The following is a 16,989-nucleotide window of genomic DNA, read 5'->3' as shown; positions in this document are numbered from 1 at the left end:
ACTTCTACTTCATATTATCTTTATTCTATTAAAAAAGCAGGCCGTTTTCCGGCCTGCTTTCCCCTATTTTATACGATGAAATATACTGCTTTTAACGGCCCGTGTACTCCGACAACAAGATTCATTTCAATATCCGCAGAGTTACTTGGTCCTGTAATAAAGTTAATACAAGATGCGACTGCTTCACCTTTTTCCACACGAGAGTTCATATGTTGAACTGCTTGTGTAATACGCGGTACAAGTGTTTCACGTGGAATAATAGCAAAGTATACAGTCGGTAAAAAGTGTAAAGAACGCCCTTGTCCTTTATGACTTTGTACAACAATCGTACCAGATTCAGCTAAAGTATAATCACTAAATGCAATACCGATATTCGCTTTTTCCGCTATACGCATATTCTCTTCTTTTTTCTCAGGATCCCATACATTTACCTCAACATTTTGCTTTGGAAGCTCTTCTTTAAATAAAGAAGTCAATCCATAGGAATCAAAACGTTCATCTGCTGATAATATAATAGGTCCTCCGCCGTTTTCAACAATTACTTTTTGAATATCTTCACGTAAGCGGTCGTTTGTCGTTTCCACAACAGTTGTATGAATGTTTGTACATTGCTTTTTAAATACTTCTAACAATTCTTCTTGTGAATAATCTTTTAACGTTTCTACATTCACATTACTTTTCCATGCTGGACGTTCTACGCCTTCTGTTTTACGCGCGCGCCCAAGTTCTTTTGCGATATTATCTAGAAAGGACTCACGGTTTTGAATTAATCCTGTCATTATTTGTCCCCGCCTTTCTTATGATCTTTATACCAATCACGGAATCGTTCTTTACTTGGAGCTGGGAATTCACGAATATCCGTCCAGTTTTTAAGTGGTCCAACACCTTTTGATACACGGTTACCAGATGTAAATGGACTCATTGCTGCCGGTGCCATTTTCGATCCCATTTTATATAAAGCTGCTGAAGAAGCACCCATACTAAACATTTTCATTGCTAATTTTTCTGCAAGTGGGGCACGACCTTCTTGCTCAACGATGACTTGACGATGTTTTAATAATAAATCATGTAATGGAATTTTTACTGGACAAGCTTCTGTACATGCTCCGCATAAACTAGATGCATAAGGAAGCTCTTTGTAATCGTCATACCCACCTAAAAGTGGTGTTAATACCGCACCGATTGGTCCTGAATAAATAGATCCATACGAATGTCCACCAACGTGACGATATACGGGACATACGTTAACACAAGCGGCACAACGAATACATTGCAATATTGAACGGAATTCCGATCCAAGAATTTGAGAGCGGCCATTATCAACAACGACTAAATGAAACTCTTCTGGTCCATCTACCTCTTCCTCTTGAATTGGTCCTGCTACTGTTACATAACTTGTTAATTTTTGACCGACCGCACTACGACATAGTAAACCAACTAAAACATCTAATTCTTCCATTGTCGGAACCATACGTTCCATACCCATTACTGCAATTTGTGTTTTCGGAATCGACATGACAAGATCGGCATTACCTTCATTCGTCACTAAACAAAGAGAGCCAGTATTTGCAACAGCGAAGTTACAACCTGTCACACCAATTTCTGCATCCATAAATTTCTCACGAAGTTGTTTACGAACAAACTTTGTCATTTCGTATGGATCATCAGAATTTTCATATCCAAGTTTTTCTTTAAATACATCACGAATTTGCGTTCTGTTTTTATGAAGTGCAGGCGCAATAATATGTGATGGTGGATCGTTATCTACTTGCAAGATATACTCTCCTAAGTCACTCTCTAACACTTCACAACCAATCTCTTCAAGGGCATGATTCATACTAATTTCTTCAGTTACCATTGATTTTGATTTTACAACTTTCTTCGCTTGTTTCTTTTTTGCAACGTCTTGAATATACTTTGCTGCATCCTCTTTCGTTTTCGCAAAGTAAACGTGACCGCCTCTTTTTGATACATTTTCACTTAACTGCATTAAATAATAATCAAGATTTTCTAACGTATGTTGACGAATTTGTTCACCTAGTTCACGCCACTCTTCCCAGTTTCCCAACTCGTCAGCTGCTTTTAATCGATTTGTATATAAACGCGTTTGTGCAGAAGATACCGCTCCGCGCATAAACGAATCTTGAATTCCATCGCCAACGCGATCATTAAATTTTTTCTCACTGATTTTCATAGACATAGCTTATGTTCCCCCTTCATGAGCGACTATTCAAGACCTCAGCAATATGCATTACTTTTACTTCTTTTCCTAAACGCTCAATACGTCCGCCAATGTTTAACAAACACCCACAATCTGCACCGATTAAATAATCTGCACCTGTTTCCATTACACTATCTACTTTTTCATCTACCATTTGCTCAGAAATTGGAGTCATCTTAACTGAAAACGTTCCCCCAAACCCACAACAATTTTGCACGTTCGGCAGTTCTCTCACAATTAATCCTTTTACGCTTGATAATAAAATTCCTGGTGCCTCTTTTACTCCAAGCAGGCGTGTCATATGACAAGATTTATGAATAGTAGCTATCCCTGGTAAACTTGCACCAACATCTGTAACTTTTAAAACATCTACAATAAATTGTGTAAATTCATATGTTTTATCAGCAACCTTTTGTGCACGTTTAGCCCACTTCGGATCATCTTTAAAAACATGCGGATACTCATGAAACATTGTCGCACAAGATCCAGATGGCGTAACGATATATTCTGCATCTTCGAAAGTTTCAATCATATGTTTCATCGCTTCTTTTGCTGCTTCTACATGGCCGCTATTATAAGCAGGCTGACCACAACAAACTTGTGCTTCTGGAAATTCAATTTCACAACCTAAACGCTCCAATACTTCAACTGTTGCTTTACCGACGTTTGTTTCAAACATATCGACTAAACAAGTAACAAATAAAGTAACTTTCATAACTATAATTCCCCCTCATTACAACTCCGCCAAAAATCATATGGTCATCAGATGACTAAGATTAGAAGAAGTAGGCTCAACCATGGCCTATCCTCTCCCTCTTCTAAAGAAAACGCTTACTTAATCTCTCTCTATTTTATCAGAAAATTAGATTTTTAAAAGATTAAATTACGAATTTATATCGCTTTTACCTGTGACAATATGTTCTACATTTGTTAAATGATCTAGCATCGCTTGCTGCGCTAATTCCACATCTTGCTTTAACACCGCATCATATATAGATTGATGCTCTTCTAAAAGTCGTTCTGATGTTGTTTGTTCACCATATAAAATAATGCGTCTTGATTCACCAATCGTTTCAGCAATCATCTCTGAAACATGATTCATGAGCTCAAGCAAGATGTTATTATGCGAAGATTCTGCAATTCCCATATGAAAATGAAAGTCTGCTTTTTCGCCAGCCTTCTCATCTCCAATGCTCTTTGCCATTTCATCTAACCACTGCTTCATATTTTGCAAATTAGCTTCCGTACGTTTTGCCGCTGCCGCTCGAACTGCCCCCACTTCGAGCACCTTCCGTACTTCTAATAAATTCAAAATATCCTCTTTCTTCATTAATAACTTGTTATTTAGTGATTTTGTTAATGAAGAAGGATCGAAATTCCTTACATATGTACCTTCTCCTTGTTTCATTTCAATTAAGCCCATTGCTCTTAGCGCACTTAGCGCTTCACGAACAGCAGATCTGCCAACTTGAAACTGCTCAGCTAATTGATGAACAGGAAATAGTTTGTCACCAGGTTTTAACGTACCATTTTTAATCATTGTTAAAATAGCTTCAGATACTTCTTCGTAAATTTTTTTCGGTTTAATAGATTTGTACTCCAGTTAAATCACCTCAGTATCTTCCAAACAACAATTGTAACGTTTTATAAGAACTTAGCATCCATAACTATTTTAGAACGAATTAGTAAGAAGTACAAATGTTTTGTTCATAAAATAGTCAAATTTTTGATATTTGTTTGATATTAATTAATACATTTACGCGTAACTATTTACCTTCAATATGAAGAGCATATTCCAAAAGTTAGAATATGCTCTCCTCATCTTGTGCTTTTAATTTAATACTAACTGTCGTGCCCTTACCTTTTTCACTTTCTATTCTCCACTCACCGTCATGTATATGAACAATTTGCCTTACAATTGCAAGACCTAAACCTGTTCCACCATGTTGACGACTTCTCGCTTTATCTACTCGGTAAAAGCGTTCCCCCAGATTTTCTAAATGCTCTCTATCAATACCTATTCCTGTATCTTTTATGTGCAATTCACAATAATCATCGATTTGCTTTAATGTTATTATGATATCCCCGTTTTGATTTGTATAACGTATCGCATTATCTAATACATTATGAAGTACTTGTTGCATACGATCCTCATCAATCATTACGATAATTTCAGGATTTAAATTCGTTGAAATACGAAGGTTTTTTTCTACAAACTGTAACTCGTACGTATTTAGTACATCTTCAATAAGCTGTGAAAAAACGATAGGTTGTTTCTTTAAGGGAAAGTGTTCACCTTCTAGCTGCGCTAGATCTAATAAATCATGAACGAGGCGCTGCATGCGACCTGCTTCTTTATGAATAAGTTGCGTTACTTTTTCCTGCTGCGGCCCCTTCGCTACACCGTCTAAAATAGCTTCACTATATCCTTTAATATAACTAAGCGGTGTTCTAAGTTCATGCGAAACATTAGCTAAAAATTCCTTACGCTTTACATCTTCTGTTTCTAAGGAGCTTGCCATTTTATTAAAGGCTTTTCCCAATCGTCCAATTTCATCTTCTGAAGAAATTGTAATCCGCTCTGAGAAATCTCCAGTAGCCAAATGATTTGCAACTCGTTCCATTTGCGAAAGCGGTCTCGTGATGGCGATAATAATTTTTCTACCAATCCATATTGTAATTAAAATCATTGCAAGTGCTAACGGCGCTAAAATAAGACCCATATCAAATATTAAGTCTTTTATACTTTTTAAAGGAATATAAGAGTATACAATACCAACTAATTTTTTATTATCTAAAACAGGGATGACAACACCCATAATATTACGATCAAAATGTTCTTCATACCCTATCTTTGTCACAGTTTTCCCATCTAATAGCGCCTGTCTATCCCCTTCACTTATAAGAGAATGATGGTGAACATCAAAAGGCAAACATGCACTTAAATCACGCGGATTGTATACGAAAAGGACATCTGAACTAGATATTTGATCATATGCCCTTACTTTCTCTTCAAAAGTGGATACTCCTTCACGTTTATCATATTGCGTGGCAAGACGTTTCCCTTCCATTACTAATGAATCTTTTAAATTATCAACGTATAACTTTTCATATGAGTATAAAGATACAAAATAAAGAAAGGAAACTGTTACACATACTGCACATACTACTGTAAGCCAAAGCTTTTGTACCATCGTAAACATACGTTACACCTCAAATTTATAACCTACACCCCAAACGGTTTGAATGTAGTTTCCACTTTCTCCTAGCTTTAGACGCATCGTTTTCACATGCGTATCTACCGTTCTTGTACTTCCTGCATAATCATATCCCCACACCTTTTCAAGCAATTGTTCCCGGCTAAATACTTGTCCATTATGTTGGCAAAGAAAATATAGTAAATCGAACTCTTTTACCGTAAGAGGAATCGTCTCACCATTCGTCTCGACCCTCCTACTTTTTTCATTAATAAGAATCGGTCCAAATTGAATCTCTTCTTGCTGTTCTTGCTTTGTATATCGTCTTAAAACAGCTTCCATACGAGCAATTAGTTCCCCAGGACTAAATGGCTTTACAATATAATCATCTGCTCCCATACGTAAGCCGTTCACCCTATTCCACTCTTCACCTTTTGCTGTTAAAAATATAATAGGTACATCCGACGTTTTTCGAATCTCTTTACAAACTGAAAGCCCATCCATCTCAGGCATCATAATATCTAGTACAACGAAATCATAATGATCCGTCTCTAATTTTCGAAGTGCCTCTTTTCCATTTTCAGCTTCTCCCCACTCGTATCCGAAGTTATCTAAGTACATTCCGACAAGTTGCCTCATATCACTTTCGTCATCTACGACTAGCACGTTATATTTACTCATTGTCCTTCCCCTTCTCTCTCTATGAGTTGAAACGGTCCTTTTCCGACTTTAATTGTTTGTTTTATTTTCATATTCTTCATATCCATTACGCATACTTCATCGCTATCATAACTAGCTACATATCCTTCTGCACCGCTTTTCAAAAATGCAAATGGATTAGATCCTACTTCTGCAAATCCTACCTCTTGATACGTACTTGCATCAAACTTTCTAAGCGTATTTGAACCGTGACTTAGCGCATATACATACTTATCATCCTTTGTTATATTCACAGGCATAAACGGAGCATGTAAAGAACGCATCATCTCTCCGCTCTGTAAAGAATACACTAATACTTTCTCATTCACTTGACTTCCATCACCATGTCCACCAATCCATATTTCTTTCCCATCAGCGCTAACCGTTGCTCCTGTTGATGCTGGTGGAATCATAAAGGACTGTATCACTTCTTTTTTCTTTGTATCAATGGTCGTTAATTTCGTATCATAAAAGTTGAGTACAGATAACTGGTTATGATGCTCTACCATCGTTATCGGCCCTTTTCCTGCTGAAACACTCCCTGTCTCTTTTCCTTTTATCGTAAAGAACCTTACCTTTTGTTCATTTTGATCGGCAGCAAATAATTGTGTTCCATCATCTGATGCGATAACATTAGCAATTCCTTTTCCAATCTTATATTTGTCCACTTGTCTTCCTTCTGCTAGTGAATATACATACATATATTCTAATTGCTTACCATAAACAAGTATTTCCTCGCCATTTGGAAGTAGCGTACCCCCCGCAATCGGCTCATTTAATTCCCATGTTGTTAATAGCTTCTTTGTTTTTTTATCAATAAAACTAATACTACCTTCCTTTATATTCGTTGTTATAATAACACTTTTATCTTTAGCAATCGGTGTATACGAACTTCCTTGACACCCTACTAATAGAAATAAAAAACAGAGAAGAAAAACATACTTTCTCAAAAGATTCCCTCCATCTTCGGATGATTTCGTTATAATTGTAAAATAACAAATAAATGTGTGGAAAATGTGAAATCTTCCTTTATTAATAAACTTACATATATAATGTACAACAAATAGAATTTGAGGTGTGTAAATTATGCTTTTTCCTGATTTAGCGAATAAAATTGTACGTGAAGTACGCAGATTAATTACTGAAAACATTATTATTATTAATATACAAGGCGTTATTATCGCAAGTACAGATGCGGAAAGAATCGGTCAATTTCATGAAGGTGCACTCCGCTGTGCGAAACAAAAGAAAACTGTCATTATTACAAAAGACGATGAACGACGACTGCAAGGTGTAAAAGCTGGGATGAACCTTCCTTTACTATTCCATGACGAAGTAATCGGCGTGATTGGAATTACAGGAGAACCTGAAAATATTTCACAATACGGAGAAATATTACGTAAGATGACCGAATTATTAATTCATGAAAACTACTTTTTAGAACAACTAGAACTTGAGCACCGTTCTTATGAAGCATTTGTCTTTGATTGGCTTCAAAATACAGACTGGTCTCCAAGTTTTCTCGATCGTGCAAAAACGCTTGGCATTGATTTATATAAGAAGAAACAACTTATTTTATTATCAATCGCCCAAGATAATACGATGCTCCAGCGTAAAATTTGGCAACATATGCGCAACATTTTAGCAAAAGAAAATTTATTTGTTCGCTGGGGAAATGATCGGTTTATTTTGTTTACAACAATCCAATCCAAAGAGCAAACCTTTCAATTTTTAAAACGGTTAAAACAAGACTGTGAAACTTTATTTTCTATTACTTTATATATCGGGATTGGACAAACAGTTACGCCAAGCAATATGAACTTATCGTACGAACAAGCATTACGCGCCCTTTCAGTATCACTTGAAACGAAAAAAATTGTATTTAATGAAGATTTACGTTTAGAAATGTGCTTACAAGATATTTCTACTGAAACTCGAGAACAGTTTCTAGAGCGTACCATTGAAAACTTAGTATCATCTCCTGAGCTTATGCACACTTTACGTTTATTTATCGATTATAACCAATCTTATAAGCAGACAGCTGAGCAATTACATATACACATTAACACATTGCATTACAGGCTAAAAAAGATTGAAGAACATACAGGACTTGACCCGAAACAATTCAAAGATTTAAATGTTTTATACTTCGCACTCCTCTTATTAGATAATCATACAAAAAATAACGGTAAAATTGATTAATCTTTAGATGATTGTACATAGAAAGAATCCTCCAACTTTTTTATCATTATAATGAAAGCACTGTTACAACGTTTTTTATTATGACGAAATACGTTAACAGTTTGAGGGGGATTTCCAATGTTAGAAAAGCAAATTATTGATTCATTCGTATCTATTGTTGGCGAAGATAATGTAGATACATCCAATATGGGGCGTTTAACTTATAGTTATGATGCCACTCCAAACTTCCAAGCGATGCCTGATGCAGTCATCGCTCCTCGTAATACAAATGAAATAGCAGACGTGTTAAAAGTGTGTAACACTCATAAAATCCCAGTATACGTTCGCGGGTCTGGAACAAATCTTTGCGCTGGAACGTGTCCACTTGAAGGTGGTATCGTCCTTATTTTCCGCCATATGAACAATATTTTAGAAATTGACGAAGAGAATTTAACAATTACTGTACAAGCTGGTGTTATTACACTTGATATTATTAAAGCAGTAGAAGAAAAAGGTTTATTTTATCCACCAGATCCAAGCTCTATGAAAATTTCTACAATCGGCGGTAACATTAATGAAAACTCCGGCGGATTACGTGGTTTAAAATATGGCGTAACACGTGATTATGTAATGGGGCTTGAACTTGTCTTACCGAACGGCGATATCATTCGCACTGGTGGTAAATTAGCAAAAGATGTAGCTGGTTATGATTTAACTCGTTTATTTATTGGTTCTGAAGGAACACTTGGTGTTGTTACGGAAGCTATATTAAAACTTGTCCCTATGCCTGAAACGAAGAAAACGATGCTTGCGCTATATGAAGATATTAACGAAGCTGCTCGAGCTGTTTCTGCTATTATTGCAAATAAAATTATTCCGGCGACACTTGAGTTTTTAGACCAACCAACAATTGAAGTTGTAGAAGAGTTTGCACAAATCGGTTTACCAACTGACGTTAAAGCAATTTTATTAATTGAACAAGATGGCCCGCCCGAGGTTGTCAATCGAGATATCGAAAAAATGGCTAACGTTTGCCGTGCTATGAATGCGGTCGATGTTCGCGTTGCAAAAGATGAAGCCGAAGCAGATGCGCTTCGTACAGCACGCCGGAGTGCACTATCAGCACTTGCAAGACTAAAACCGACAACAATATTAGAAGATGCAACTGTACCACGTTCACAAATCGCTCCAATGGTTGAAGCAATTAATGCAATTGCAAAGAAATATAATATTCCTATTTGTACTTTTGGTCATGCTGGTGATGGTAATTTGCATCCGACTTGTATGACAGATGCCCGTAATGAAGACGAAATGCACCGTGCTGAACAGGCTTTTGCTGAAATATTTGCGAAAGCGATTGAGCTTGGTGGTACGATTACCGGCGAACATGGTGTTGGCGCGATGAAAGCTCCGTATTTAGAAATGAAATTAGGTAAAGAAGGTATCGCTGCTATGCAAGGGATTAAACAAGCCTTCGACCCAAACAACATTATGAATCCTGGAAAGATGTTCGCGAAAGACTCTCGTAAAAGAGTGGTGGTTGAGCGATGACCACATTAAATAAAGAAAACATTCAAAAGGAATTTAAAGAACGATTAAGTGAAGATGAACTACTAAACTGTATGCGATGCGGCTTTTGTTTACCAACTTGCCCTACTTACATTCAATCTGGGTATAAAGAATCACATTCCCCACGCGGACGTATCGCCTTAATGAAAGCCGTCGTTGATGGTTTAATTGAGCCGGATGAAGATGTTGAAGATACATTAAATGTTTGCCTTGGCTGCCGCGCTTGTGAACCTGTTTGTCCATCTGGTGTGAATTATGGACATTTATTAGAAGAAGCTCGTGATATTATTAATCAAAATAAAAAGTTCTCCATGCCCGTGAGAGCTGTTCGTAAAGTTTTTTTTGAAGGACTATTCCCGCATCAAAACCGAATGCGAACATTAACAGGACTAATCGGATTTTACCAGCGTTCTGGTTTACAAACGCTAACACATAAAACAGGTATTATGAAGTTATTCCCTGAAACACTTGCAACGATGGACCTCGTTTTGCCAAAAGTCCCTAAAATGAAAGCGATGAAAGATCGTCCTGAATTTTTACCTGCTGAGGTGGCAAAGAAGAAACAAGTTGCATTCTTCACAGGCTGTTTAATGGATACGATGTTTTTAGAAACAAATAACGCAACGATGAAACTTCTTCAGTTAGCTGGTTGTGATATCGTTATTCCGAAAACACAAAGTTGCTGCGGGGCATTACATGGGCATGCTGGTGAAAAGAGTGGAGCAAAAGAATTAGCAAAACGAAATATAGAAGCATTCGAAGATTTAAACATCGACTATATTATTACGAATGCAGGTGGTTGCGGAGCTTACCTCGTAGACTATGATTATCTGTTAAAAGATGATCCCAAATGGGCTGAACGCGCAAAGCAATTTGTTTCTAAAATTAAAGATATTACTGCTATACTAGTAGAACTAGATTTCCATAAACGTAATGACTTACGACTCACGCCGCAAATCATTACGTATCAAGACTCTTGTCATTTACGTAATGTTATGCGAACATCTTCGGAACCTCGTATGTTACTAGAGGCCATTCAAGGCGCAACATACCGCGAAATGAAAGATGCGGACCGTTGCTGTGGTTCTGCTGGTATTTATAATATTGTCCATTCGGAGTTATCAATGGAATTTCTAGATTACAAAATGGACCGTGTACATGAAACAGATGCAGCGACAATTGTTACTGCAAACCCTGGATGTCTATTACAAATGAAACTAGGTATTGAACGTGAAGGTCTTTCTCATAAAATGAGAGGAATTCACATTGTTGATCTATTATTAGAAGCAATTGAAACCAACTCGTAATAACTCGTAACATACGTAATAATAGGAAAACGGCTATCTCCTTCGTCTATGTAAAGAGATAGCCGCTTTTTTGTCCGCTACAACATTAAAAATATGTTACTTTATTATAAAAAAGAACAACAGAAACATTACAGTTTTGTAAAAATACATCCAGTATATTCCTCAAAAAAATGTTAAAATCATTGATACAATAGGATTCTTCATTTTTAATATAGGTACATTTATCCAAAAACCCCCTCTTAAAACCAAGTATAAAAATGCTGAAAATTCCTTTTATACTCTATGTTTCTCTTATTTCATCCCTTTCCTCCTCTTAGGATAAATTAGGAAAATTTTAAGTCTATGAATTTTTTTCCATCTTTTTTCTCGCAAATTGTATGCTACGATGAATTGGTCAGTCAGACAGGCTGTCAAAAACAAATCGTGTGAAAACAAATTAAAACTTTATATAGGGGGACACACATCATGAAAAAGCGTGTTTTATTATCTGTAGCTGCTGCAACAGCTCTTACTTTAGGAGTATCTTCTTTAGATGCACAAGCTGCAACAGTACAACCATCTAACATAAAGGTTCAAAATATTCAGCATTCAAAAATGATGATGAAGCAAATGAGCCAACAAGAATTACAAGCATTCTTACAATCTATGGGAGTTGAATCATTAGCACAATGGAACCAAGGACAATTCCAACAAGATTGCTTCATTCCTGGTCAACAGCCTACTGAAAATGTTGTCACTGAACAACCAACAGCTAAGCCAGAAGCTCAAAAGCCTGCTGAGGAAACTCAAAAACCAGCTGAACAAAAACCTGCTGAAGAAGTTGCTAAACCAGAAGCTCAAAAACCAGCTGAAAACAACAATACTCAAAACGAAACACAAAAACCTACTGAGCAAAAGCCTGCTGAAGAAGCAAAATCTTTAAGCGAATTCGAACAACGCGTTGTTGAATTAACAAATGCAGAGCGTACAAAACAAGGCTTATCAGCATTACAAATTGATACTGAATTAAGCAAAGTAGCACGCATTAAGTCTGAAGATATGCAAAAAAACAACTACTTTGATCATAACAGCCCTACATACGGGTCTCCGTTTGACATGATGAAGAAATTTGGTATTTCTTATAAATCTGCAGGTGAAAACATCGCCCAAGGACAACGTACTCCAGAAGAAGTTGTACAAGCTTGGATGAACAGTGCCGGACACCGTGCAAACATCTTAAATAGTGGCTTCACTCATATCGGTGTTGGCTATGTAGAAAGCGGCAACTACTGGACACAACAATTTATTACGAAATAAATAAAAAGAGAGTCTTCTAGGAGAAGACTCTCTTTTTTTATGTTTCATAGCTTTCTAATATGTATGCGTATAAAATGTAGAACATAAACAAAATAGACCCGCAGCTTATTACACTAATTAACAAGTAAAATCCCCACTTTAGGCTCAAAAGCAACGAAAATAATATGCTGCATGCCATCACTTGAAAGATTCGCCTACTAACTAAACGGATTTTTTGTAATTTGATCGGTTCTTTCTCTCTATCCTTCACCTTTTTAAACACTTTACTAAACATAAAAAGAAACATACTAACTCCAATCGTTAGTCCTGTCTGAAAGGATATAATACTTCCCAAATTAATAAAGAGAATTAGTATATGGACAAACATCATAAATAAAGTAATACTCTTTATAAATCCATTTATAATGAAATACTCCCCTTCATTAAACTTATATATATTATGCAAAATAACATATACTAATCCATGTAAAATAATAATAAGGACAGGGATAAATAATACGACCACTTGTTTACTCATAAACTCGTTCGCTCCACCATTCTCGTTCCAATGCACTGCCATACGAGTTGGTAAATATGGATAAACACATAGAGTAAGTAAAAGACAAGCGAAAAATATCCCTAGCATATATTTATATTTGATCAAGTAATTCTCACCTCTCTTTTCTCTTAACGGCTTCGCCTCTTTCAGAGAAATCCCTGCAAAAATCTACCTTTTTCAACTTTAAACTTACACTTTACCTATTTTCTCTTTCAAGTTTTTTCATTGTATCGTTTAAATTTGTAGGGAAAGGTACGTCAACAACGATCTCTTCTTTCGTAATCGGATGCAAAAAATTAATTTTCATCGCATGTAACGCTTGGCGATCCATATATTTTGTTTGTCCACCATATAATACATCCCCAACTAACGGATTTCCATTATAGCTCATATGAACACGAATTTGATGAGTTCTACCTGTTTCTAATTGTAACGTTACCAAGGTAGCATCTTGCTTCTTAAAATATTTTTCTACTTTATAATATGTTATAGCTTGGTCACCATTTGGAGAAACACGGCGCCTCGTAGCATGATGTCGATCTCTTCCGATGGCCGCGTCAATTGTCCCTTGCTTCTTTTTTACTTTTCCTTCAACAAGTGCCGCATACGTTCTTTTAATTTTCCGTTCCATTAATAAACGATCCATAATTGCACCCGCAATTCTATGTTTTGCGAATACAACACCACCTGTCGTATTTTTATCTAATCTATGGATATGCCGAACCTTCGTCTCTAAACCTTGCATTTGAAAATGAAAAGCAACAAGATTGGCAAGTGTTCCCGTCCCATTTTTTTCAGAAGGATGTGTATCCATTTGCCCCTGCTTATTTACAATGAGTACGTGATCGTCTTCAAACACTACATTTAATTCACCATATTCCGGCTCTACGCCGTACTCCTCCTCCATAAACATATGAACTTGTAACTTATCTCCTTCTTTTAAAAGTTCATTCCATCTCCTTTGTTCTCCGTTAACCGTAACACCTTTTTCCATACGAAGCTGATGTAATAACTTTTTTGGTACTTCCCATTCTACTTTTAACAACGACTCAATACTTATACCATTCCACGTCGCTGGAACCGTAATTTCGCACCATTCGCCCTTTTTCTTTGTTTCCATACTATAATCACCTTATTTCTATTGATTCTCTCATTGTAACGGAAAACATACTTTGATGCACCGTCAAAAATAGAGGACAGCCTTATAATCGACTGTCCCCTCACGCTCTAAGCCTTTTCATTTCCTGCAACACTTCTTCAGCTTTTTGTTCATACAATAAATCTTTAAAGAAATCCGCCAATCGTTTATAGTCGTTGTACGTATCTAATAAGTCGTCTATTTTCTCTCCTTTCATAACTTGTTGCTTTTGCTTCATTTTTACTGGATAGCGATACCCCGATACTTCTTGTATTTTGTAATACTCATCCTCTACTTGAATGACTTTTACAAGTTCCTCTTCTTCCGCATCCATCGTATACCCGTCAAAGTCTCTAAGCAGTTCATAAATAATATGAGTCCATTCATCTTTTGGGTAAAACCCTTTTTCCAACCGATAACCGACAATGCGATACATATGCCCATCGTTTTCAGCAAACTGTACTGTATCATTTAGCTTAAACTTAAAATAACGAAACATTGCCTTCACCTACTTGTATGTAATGTTCTTATCACATACTATGCGCAAAATATGGGCCCTGCTATTCATAAAAAAAACTCATCTTATAGATGAGTTTTTTTACGATGATTTTTCTCTTTTCTTTCGAAATGGTAGCCACCAGTTCCAATCCCCAAACAATTTCATTAAACTTGGTACGAGCATAAGACGGATAATTGTTGCATCAAGAAATATTGCTAATGCAACCCCAAGCCCCATCTGCTTTACTGGTAAAATATCAGTAAAGGCGAACGCACCGGTAACAACAATCATAATTAAAGCGGCGGACGTAATAATTCTACTTGTCGAAACAAGTCCTTCTAACGTTGCTTGATCGTTATCTCCTGTTTCTTCATAAAGCTCATGAATACGTGAAATAAGAAATACTTCATAATCCATGCTAAGCCCAAATACGAGGCCGAAAATAAAGATTGGTAATACAAATAAAACTGAACTCTCTTCTAATCCGAAATGACCACCTTCAAATAACCAAATTACAATTCCAATTGTTGCACTTAAACTAAGTACGTTCATAATAATAGCTTTAATTGGAATGAGTATAGAGCGGAATGCGAATAATAAAATGACAAAGGTTGATCCAAATATAACAGACATACCAATTGCAACTTTATCTTTAATTTCATCTTCTAACTCTTGCTGGAACGTCGTCATACCGCCCAAATAATAAGTAACATCATTTTCTTTATAATTCTTTTTGAAATCACGAACCCATTGTTTTGCGGTTTCTGTACTTGGCTTCGTATCCAAAAAGACTTCCATTGTTGTTTTATTCCCTTTCGTATACGCTTCAAATACAGGAGCTATTTTCGCAGCTTCTGGCGACTGTAACATTCCAGCAACTTGATCTGCTTTCATTCCATTTAGCCCGTCATATACACTTTTCACCTTATATACTTGCTTATCGTCTTTTAACTTTTGAACAACAGCTTCTATCTTTTGTAAACTTTCTTTTTCTGTTATATCTTTCTTCGTCTCTACTACTAATGTAACATCAGCGTGTGTTTGGACAGTTTTATTAAAGGCTTCTTCATACTTCTCAAATGCAACTCTCGTATCACTCTTTTCAGGTAACGCTTCAACACCAGGAAACTGCAAGTTAGCTGTACGTAGCGGTAATAAACAAATAACAATAAATGTTGTAACAACAATAATCATGACGATTGGATGTTTCATTACAAACTGTGCAAATTTACGCCATACATTTGATGGCGTAGGCGCCGCCTGATTCTTTTTTAATATCCTTTTACCAATTAAAGATAATAGCGCCGGAAGAAGTGTGAGCGAAAACAAAATGCTCATAATAACGACAATCATCCCGCTAATAGCAACAGACTGAATATAATCTATCTTAAAGAAAAATAAGCCTGATAAACCGACGAATACACATAACCCTGAAAATACGATAGCACGCCCTGCCGTTTGATACGTAATCGCTATCGCTTCTTTCACTGTTCTCTTCGCAACTTCCTCTCGAAAACGATTTACAAATAACAGTGCGAAATCAATTGATAATGCGAGCCCAATCATCGGTGCAACATTTAACACGAAAATAGATAGCTCTTTATCACTACCTATAAAATATAAAATCCCCATCGTACTAATGACACTAAGCGCGCCATTTACAATCGGTAAAATAGACGCAATCAGACTACCAAATGAGAATAATAGTACGAGAAAAGCAATAGGTAATCCAATCATCTCTGCTACTTTTAAATCATTTTGCGTTCTTTCATTAATCTCTTGATTAATTTTCGGATATCCTGTCGGTGTTACTTTTAATACGCTATTACTTTCCTTCTCGATTTTCCCGGCAAATTGTAATGTCTTTTCCATTCGTTCTTTATTTGTTTTCTCGGAAAATAAAATCGTCGCATAACCGATATCATCTTGTAACATCTCTTTATTTTGCATTGGATGATGGAAAGATTCGTATTTTTCTTTCTCTTCAATTTGATTTATTATCCCCTCTATACGCTTTTGGAACTCCTCATGCGAAGTATCCTTTTCCTTCTCAAAAACGAGTAAAAGTGTATCTTGAGACTGCTTAAAATCTTTATCTAAAATTTCTTTCGTCTTTTGATAATCCCCTTCTGTTTGGAAACCATCACCGCCCAATACTCCTGGAAGTTTTGGAGCAAAAATACCGAGCACTATCGCAAGTAGTAGTAATGCTACAATTACTGTATAACGAAATTGATACAAAAAAGTTCCTAACTTCCCCCACTTATCAATTTTATGTACATTTGTCTTCACACATTTTCACCTACTTTATATAATTCACTTGTCATTTATACTTTATCACATC

At 36.3% G+C, this 16,989-nt stretch carries 15 protein-coding genes; 4 read left to right on the top strand and 11 right to left on the bottom strand.

The genetic code is table 11. The annotated features are described in order from the left end of the window. Nucleotides 1-68: 68 nt before the first annotated feature. The 7 genes from QCI77_RS06645 to QCI77_RS06615 all read right to left on the bottom strand — a co-directional run bounded on the left by QCI77_RS06645 (nucleotide 69) and on the right by QCI77_RS06615 (nucleotide 7,067). Nucleotides 69-779: a LutC/YkgG family protein gene (locus QCI77_RS06645; protein ID WP_002126142.1), complete on the bottom strand. Its 711-nt coding sequence runs from the start codon at nucleotides 777-779 to the stop codon at nucleotides 69-71. Further along, entirely contained in the window at nucleotides 779-2,200 is a 1,422-nt protein-coding gene (locus QCI77_RS06640) for a LutB/LldF family L-lactate oxidation iron-sulfur protein (protein ID WP_002011586.1), read from the bottom strand. Before QCI77_RS06640 ends, QCI77_RS06645 begins: the two co-directional genes overlap by 1 nt. Nucleotides 2,201-2,216: 16 nt before the next feature. Beyond that, entirely contained in the window at nucleotides 2,217-2,936 is a 720-nt protein-coding gene (locus QCI77_RS06635) for a (Fe-S)-binding protein (RefSeq protein WP_002011587.1), read from the bottom strand. Nucleotides 2,937-3,104: 168 nt separating this feature from the next. Next, nucleotides 3,105-3,794 carry a FadR/GntR family transcriptional regulator gene (locus tag QCI77_RS06630; RefSeq protein ID WP_353825759.1) on the bottom strand — a complete coding sequence of 230 codons (690 nt, stop codon included), beginning with the start codon at nucleotides 3,792-3,794 and terminating at the stop codon, nucleotides 3,105-3,107. Between the two features lie 229 nt (nucleotides 3,795-4,023). Then, the gene (locus tag QCI77_RS06625) at nucleotides 4,024-5,424 is read right to left on the bottom strand and encodes a sensor histidine kinase (protein WP_353824687.1); all 1,401 of its coding nucleotides are present in this window, start codon (nucleotides 5,422-5,424) and stop codon (nucleotides 4,024-4,026) included. Between the two features lie 3 nt (nucleotides 5,425-5,427). Beyond that, the gene (locus tag QCI77_RS06620) at nucleotides 5,428-6,099 is read right to left on the bottom strand and encodes a response regulator transcription factor (RefSeq protein WP_002126137.1); all 672 of its coding nucleotides are present in this window, start codon (nucleotides 6,097-6,099) and stop codon (nucleotides 5,428-5,430) included. Further along, nucleotides 6,096-7,067: a YncE family protein gene (locus QCI77_RS06615; RefSeq protein ID WP_353824686.1), complete on the bottom strand. Its 972-nt coding sequence runs from the start codon at nucleotides 7,065-7,067 to the stop codon at nucleotides 6,096-6,098. Before QCI77_RS06615 ends, QCI77_RS06620 begins: the two co-directional genes overlap by 4 nt. 136 nt (nucleotides 7,068-7,203) lie before the next feature. On the opposite strand from QCI77_RS06615, the gene QCI77_RS06610 reads away from it, so the two are divergent. From QCI77_RS06610 to QCI77_RS06595, 4 genes are all read left to right on the top strand, one after another. Further along, nucleotides 7,204-8,319: a CdaR family transcriptional regulator gene (locus QCI77_RS06610; protein WP_353824685.1), complete on the top strand. Its 1,116-nt coding sequence runs from the start codon at nucleotides 7,204-7,206 to the stop codon at nucleotides 8,317-8,319. Between the two features lie 117 nt (nucleotides 8,320-8,436). Then, nucleotides 8,437-9,849, top strand: a complete 1,413-nt coding sequence (gene glcD, locus QCI77_RS06605) for a glycolate oxidase subunit GlcD (RefSeq protein WP_061688806.1) — start codon at nucleotides 8,437-8,439, stop codon at nucleotides 9,847-9,849. Next, entirely contained in the window at nucleotides 9,846-11,174 is a 1,329-nt protein-coding gene (locus tag QCI77_RS06600; protein ID WP_353824684.1) for a (Fe-S)-binding protein, read from the top strand. The genes glcD and QCI77_RS06600 overlap by 4 nt, the downstream gene beginning before the upstream one ends. Before the next feature lie 465 nt (nucleotides 11,175-11,639). Further along, nucleotides 11,640-12,470, top strand: coding sequence for a CAP domain-containing protein (locus QCI77_RS06595; protein ID WP_113770131.1), 831 nt, complete (start codon nucleotides 11,640-11,642; stop codon nucleotides 12,468-12,470). 37 nt (nucleotides 12,471-12,507) lie between these two features. Here the strand turns inward: QCI77_RS06595 and QCI77_RS06590 are convergent, their stop codons facing one another. The 4 genes from QCI77_RS06590 to QCI77_RS06575 form a co-directional block, all read right to left on the bottom strand. Next, on the bottom strand, nucleotides 12,508-13,113 hold the full coding sequence (locus QCI77_RS06590) for a DUF1648 domain-containing protein (protein ID WP_113770132.1): 606 nt from the start codon (nucleotides 13,111-13,113) through the stop codon (nucleotides 12,508-12,510). A 91-nt stretch (nucleotides 13,114-13,204) separates the two neighbouring features. Further along, complete coding sequence (locus QCI77_RS06585) at nucleotides 13,205-14,128, bottom strand: RluA family pseudouridine synthase (protein ID WP_113770133.1); 924 nt, start codon at nucleotides 14,126-14,128, stop codon at nucleotides 13,205-13,207. Between the two features lie 100 nt (nucleotides 14,129-14,228). Then, the gene (locus tag QCI77_RS06580; protein WP_002126125.1) at nucleotides 14,229-14,645 is read right to left on the bottom strand and encodes a hypothetical protein; all 417 of its coding nucleotides are present in this window, start codon (nucleotides 14,643-14,645) and stop codon (nucleotides 14,229-14,231) included. Between the two features lie 99 nt (nucleotides 14,646-14,744). Continuing rightward, nucleotides 14,745-16,937 carry an MMPL family transporter gene (locus tag QCI77_RS06575; protein WP_353824683.1) on the bottom strand — a complete coding sequence of 731 codons (2,193 nt, stop codon included), beginning with the start codon at nucleotides 16,935-16,937 and terminating at the stop codon, nucleotides 14,745-14,747. Between the last annotated feature and the right edge of the window lie 52 nt (nucleotides 16,938-16,989).

It is taken from the genome of Bacillus cereus group sp. MG9, assembly GCF_040459995.1.
Lineage (GTDB): Bacteria > Bacillota > Bacilli > Bacillales > Bacillaceae_G > Bacillus_A > Bacillus_A mycoides.
This window is presented reverse-complemented; position numbering and strand designations above follow the sequence as displayed.

Excerpts from the sequence above, each read along its gene's own strand:
- QCI77_RS06645 (WP_002126142.1), bottom strand. The coding sequence starts at position 779 with ATGACAGGATTAATTCAAAACCGTGAGTCCTTTCTAGATAATATCGCA.
- QCI77_RS06640 (WP_002011586.1), bottom strand. The coding sequence starts at position 2,200 with ATGTCTATGAAAATCAGTGAGAAAAAATTTAATGATCGCGTTGGCGAT.
- QCI77_RS06635 (WP_002011587.1), bottom strand. The coding sequence starts at position 2,936 with ATGAAAGTTACTTTATTTGTTACTTGTTTAGTCGATATGTTTGAAACA.
- QCI77_RS06625 (WP_353824687.1), bottom strand. The coding sequence starts at position 5,424 with ATGTTTACGATGGTACAAAAGCTTTGGCTTACAGTAGTATGTGCAGTA.
- QCI77_RS06620 (WP_002126137.1), bottom strand. The coding sequence starts at position 6,099 with ATGAGTAAATATAACGTGCTAGTCGTAGATGACGAAAGTGATATGAGG.
- QCI77_RS06610 (WP_353824685.1), top strand. The coding sequence starts at position 7,204 with ATGCTTTTTCCTGATTTAGCGAATAAAATTGTACGTGAAGTACGCAGA.
- glcD (WP_061688806.1), top strand. The coding sequence starts at position 8,437 with ATGTTAGAAAAGCAAATTATTGATTCATTCGTATCTATTGTTGGCGAA.
- QCI77_RS06600 (WP_353824684.1), top strand. The coding sequence starts at position 9,846 with ATGACCACATTAAATAAAGAAAACATTCAAAAGGAATTTAAAGAACGA.
- QCI77_RS06595 (WP_113770131.1), top strand. The coding sequence starts at position 11,640 with ATGAAAAAGCGTGTTTTATTATCTGTAGCTGCTGCAACAGCTCTTACT.
- QCI77_RS06585 (WP_113770133.1), bottom strand. The coding sequence starts at position 14,128 with ATGGAAACAAAGAAAAAGGGCGAATGGTGCGAAATTACGGTTCCAGCG.
- QCI77_RS06580 (WP_002126125.1), bottom strand. The coding sequence starts at position 14,645 with ATGTTTCGTTATTTTAAGTTTAAGCTAAATGATACAGTACAGTTTGCT.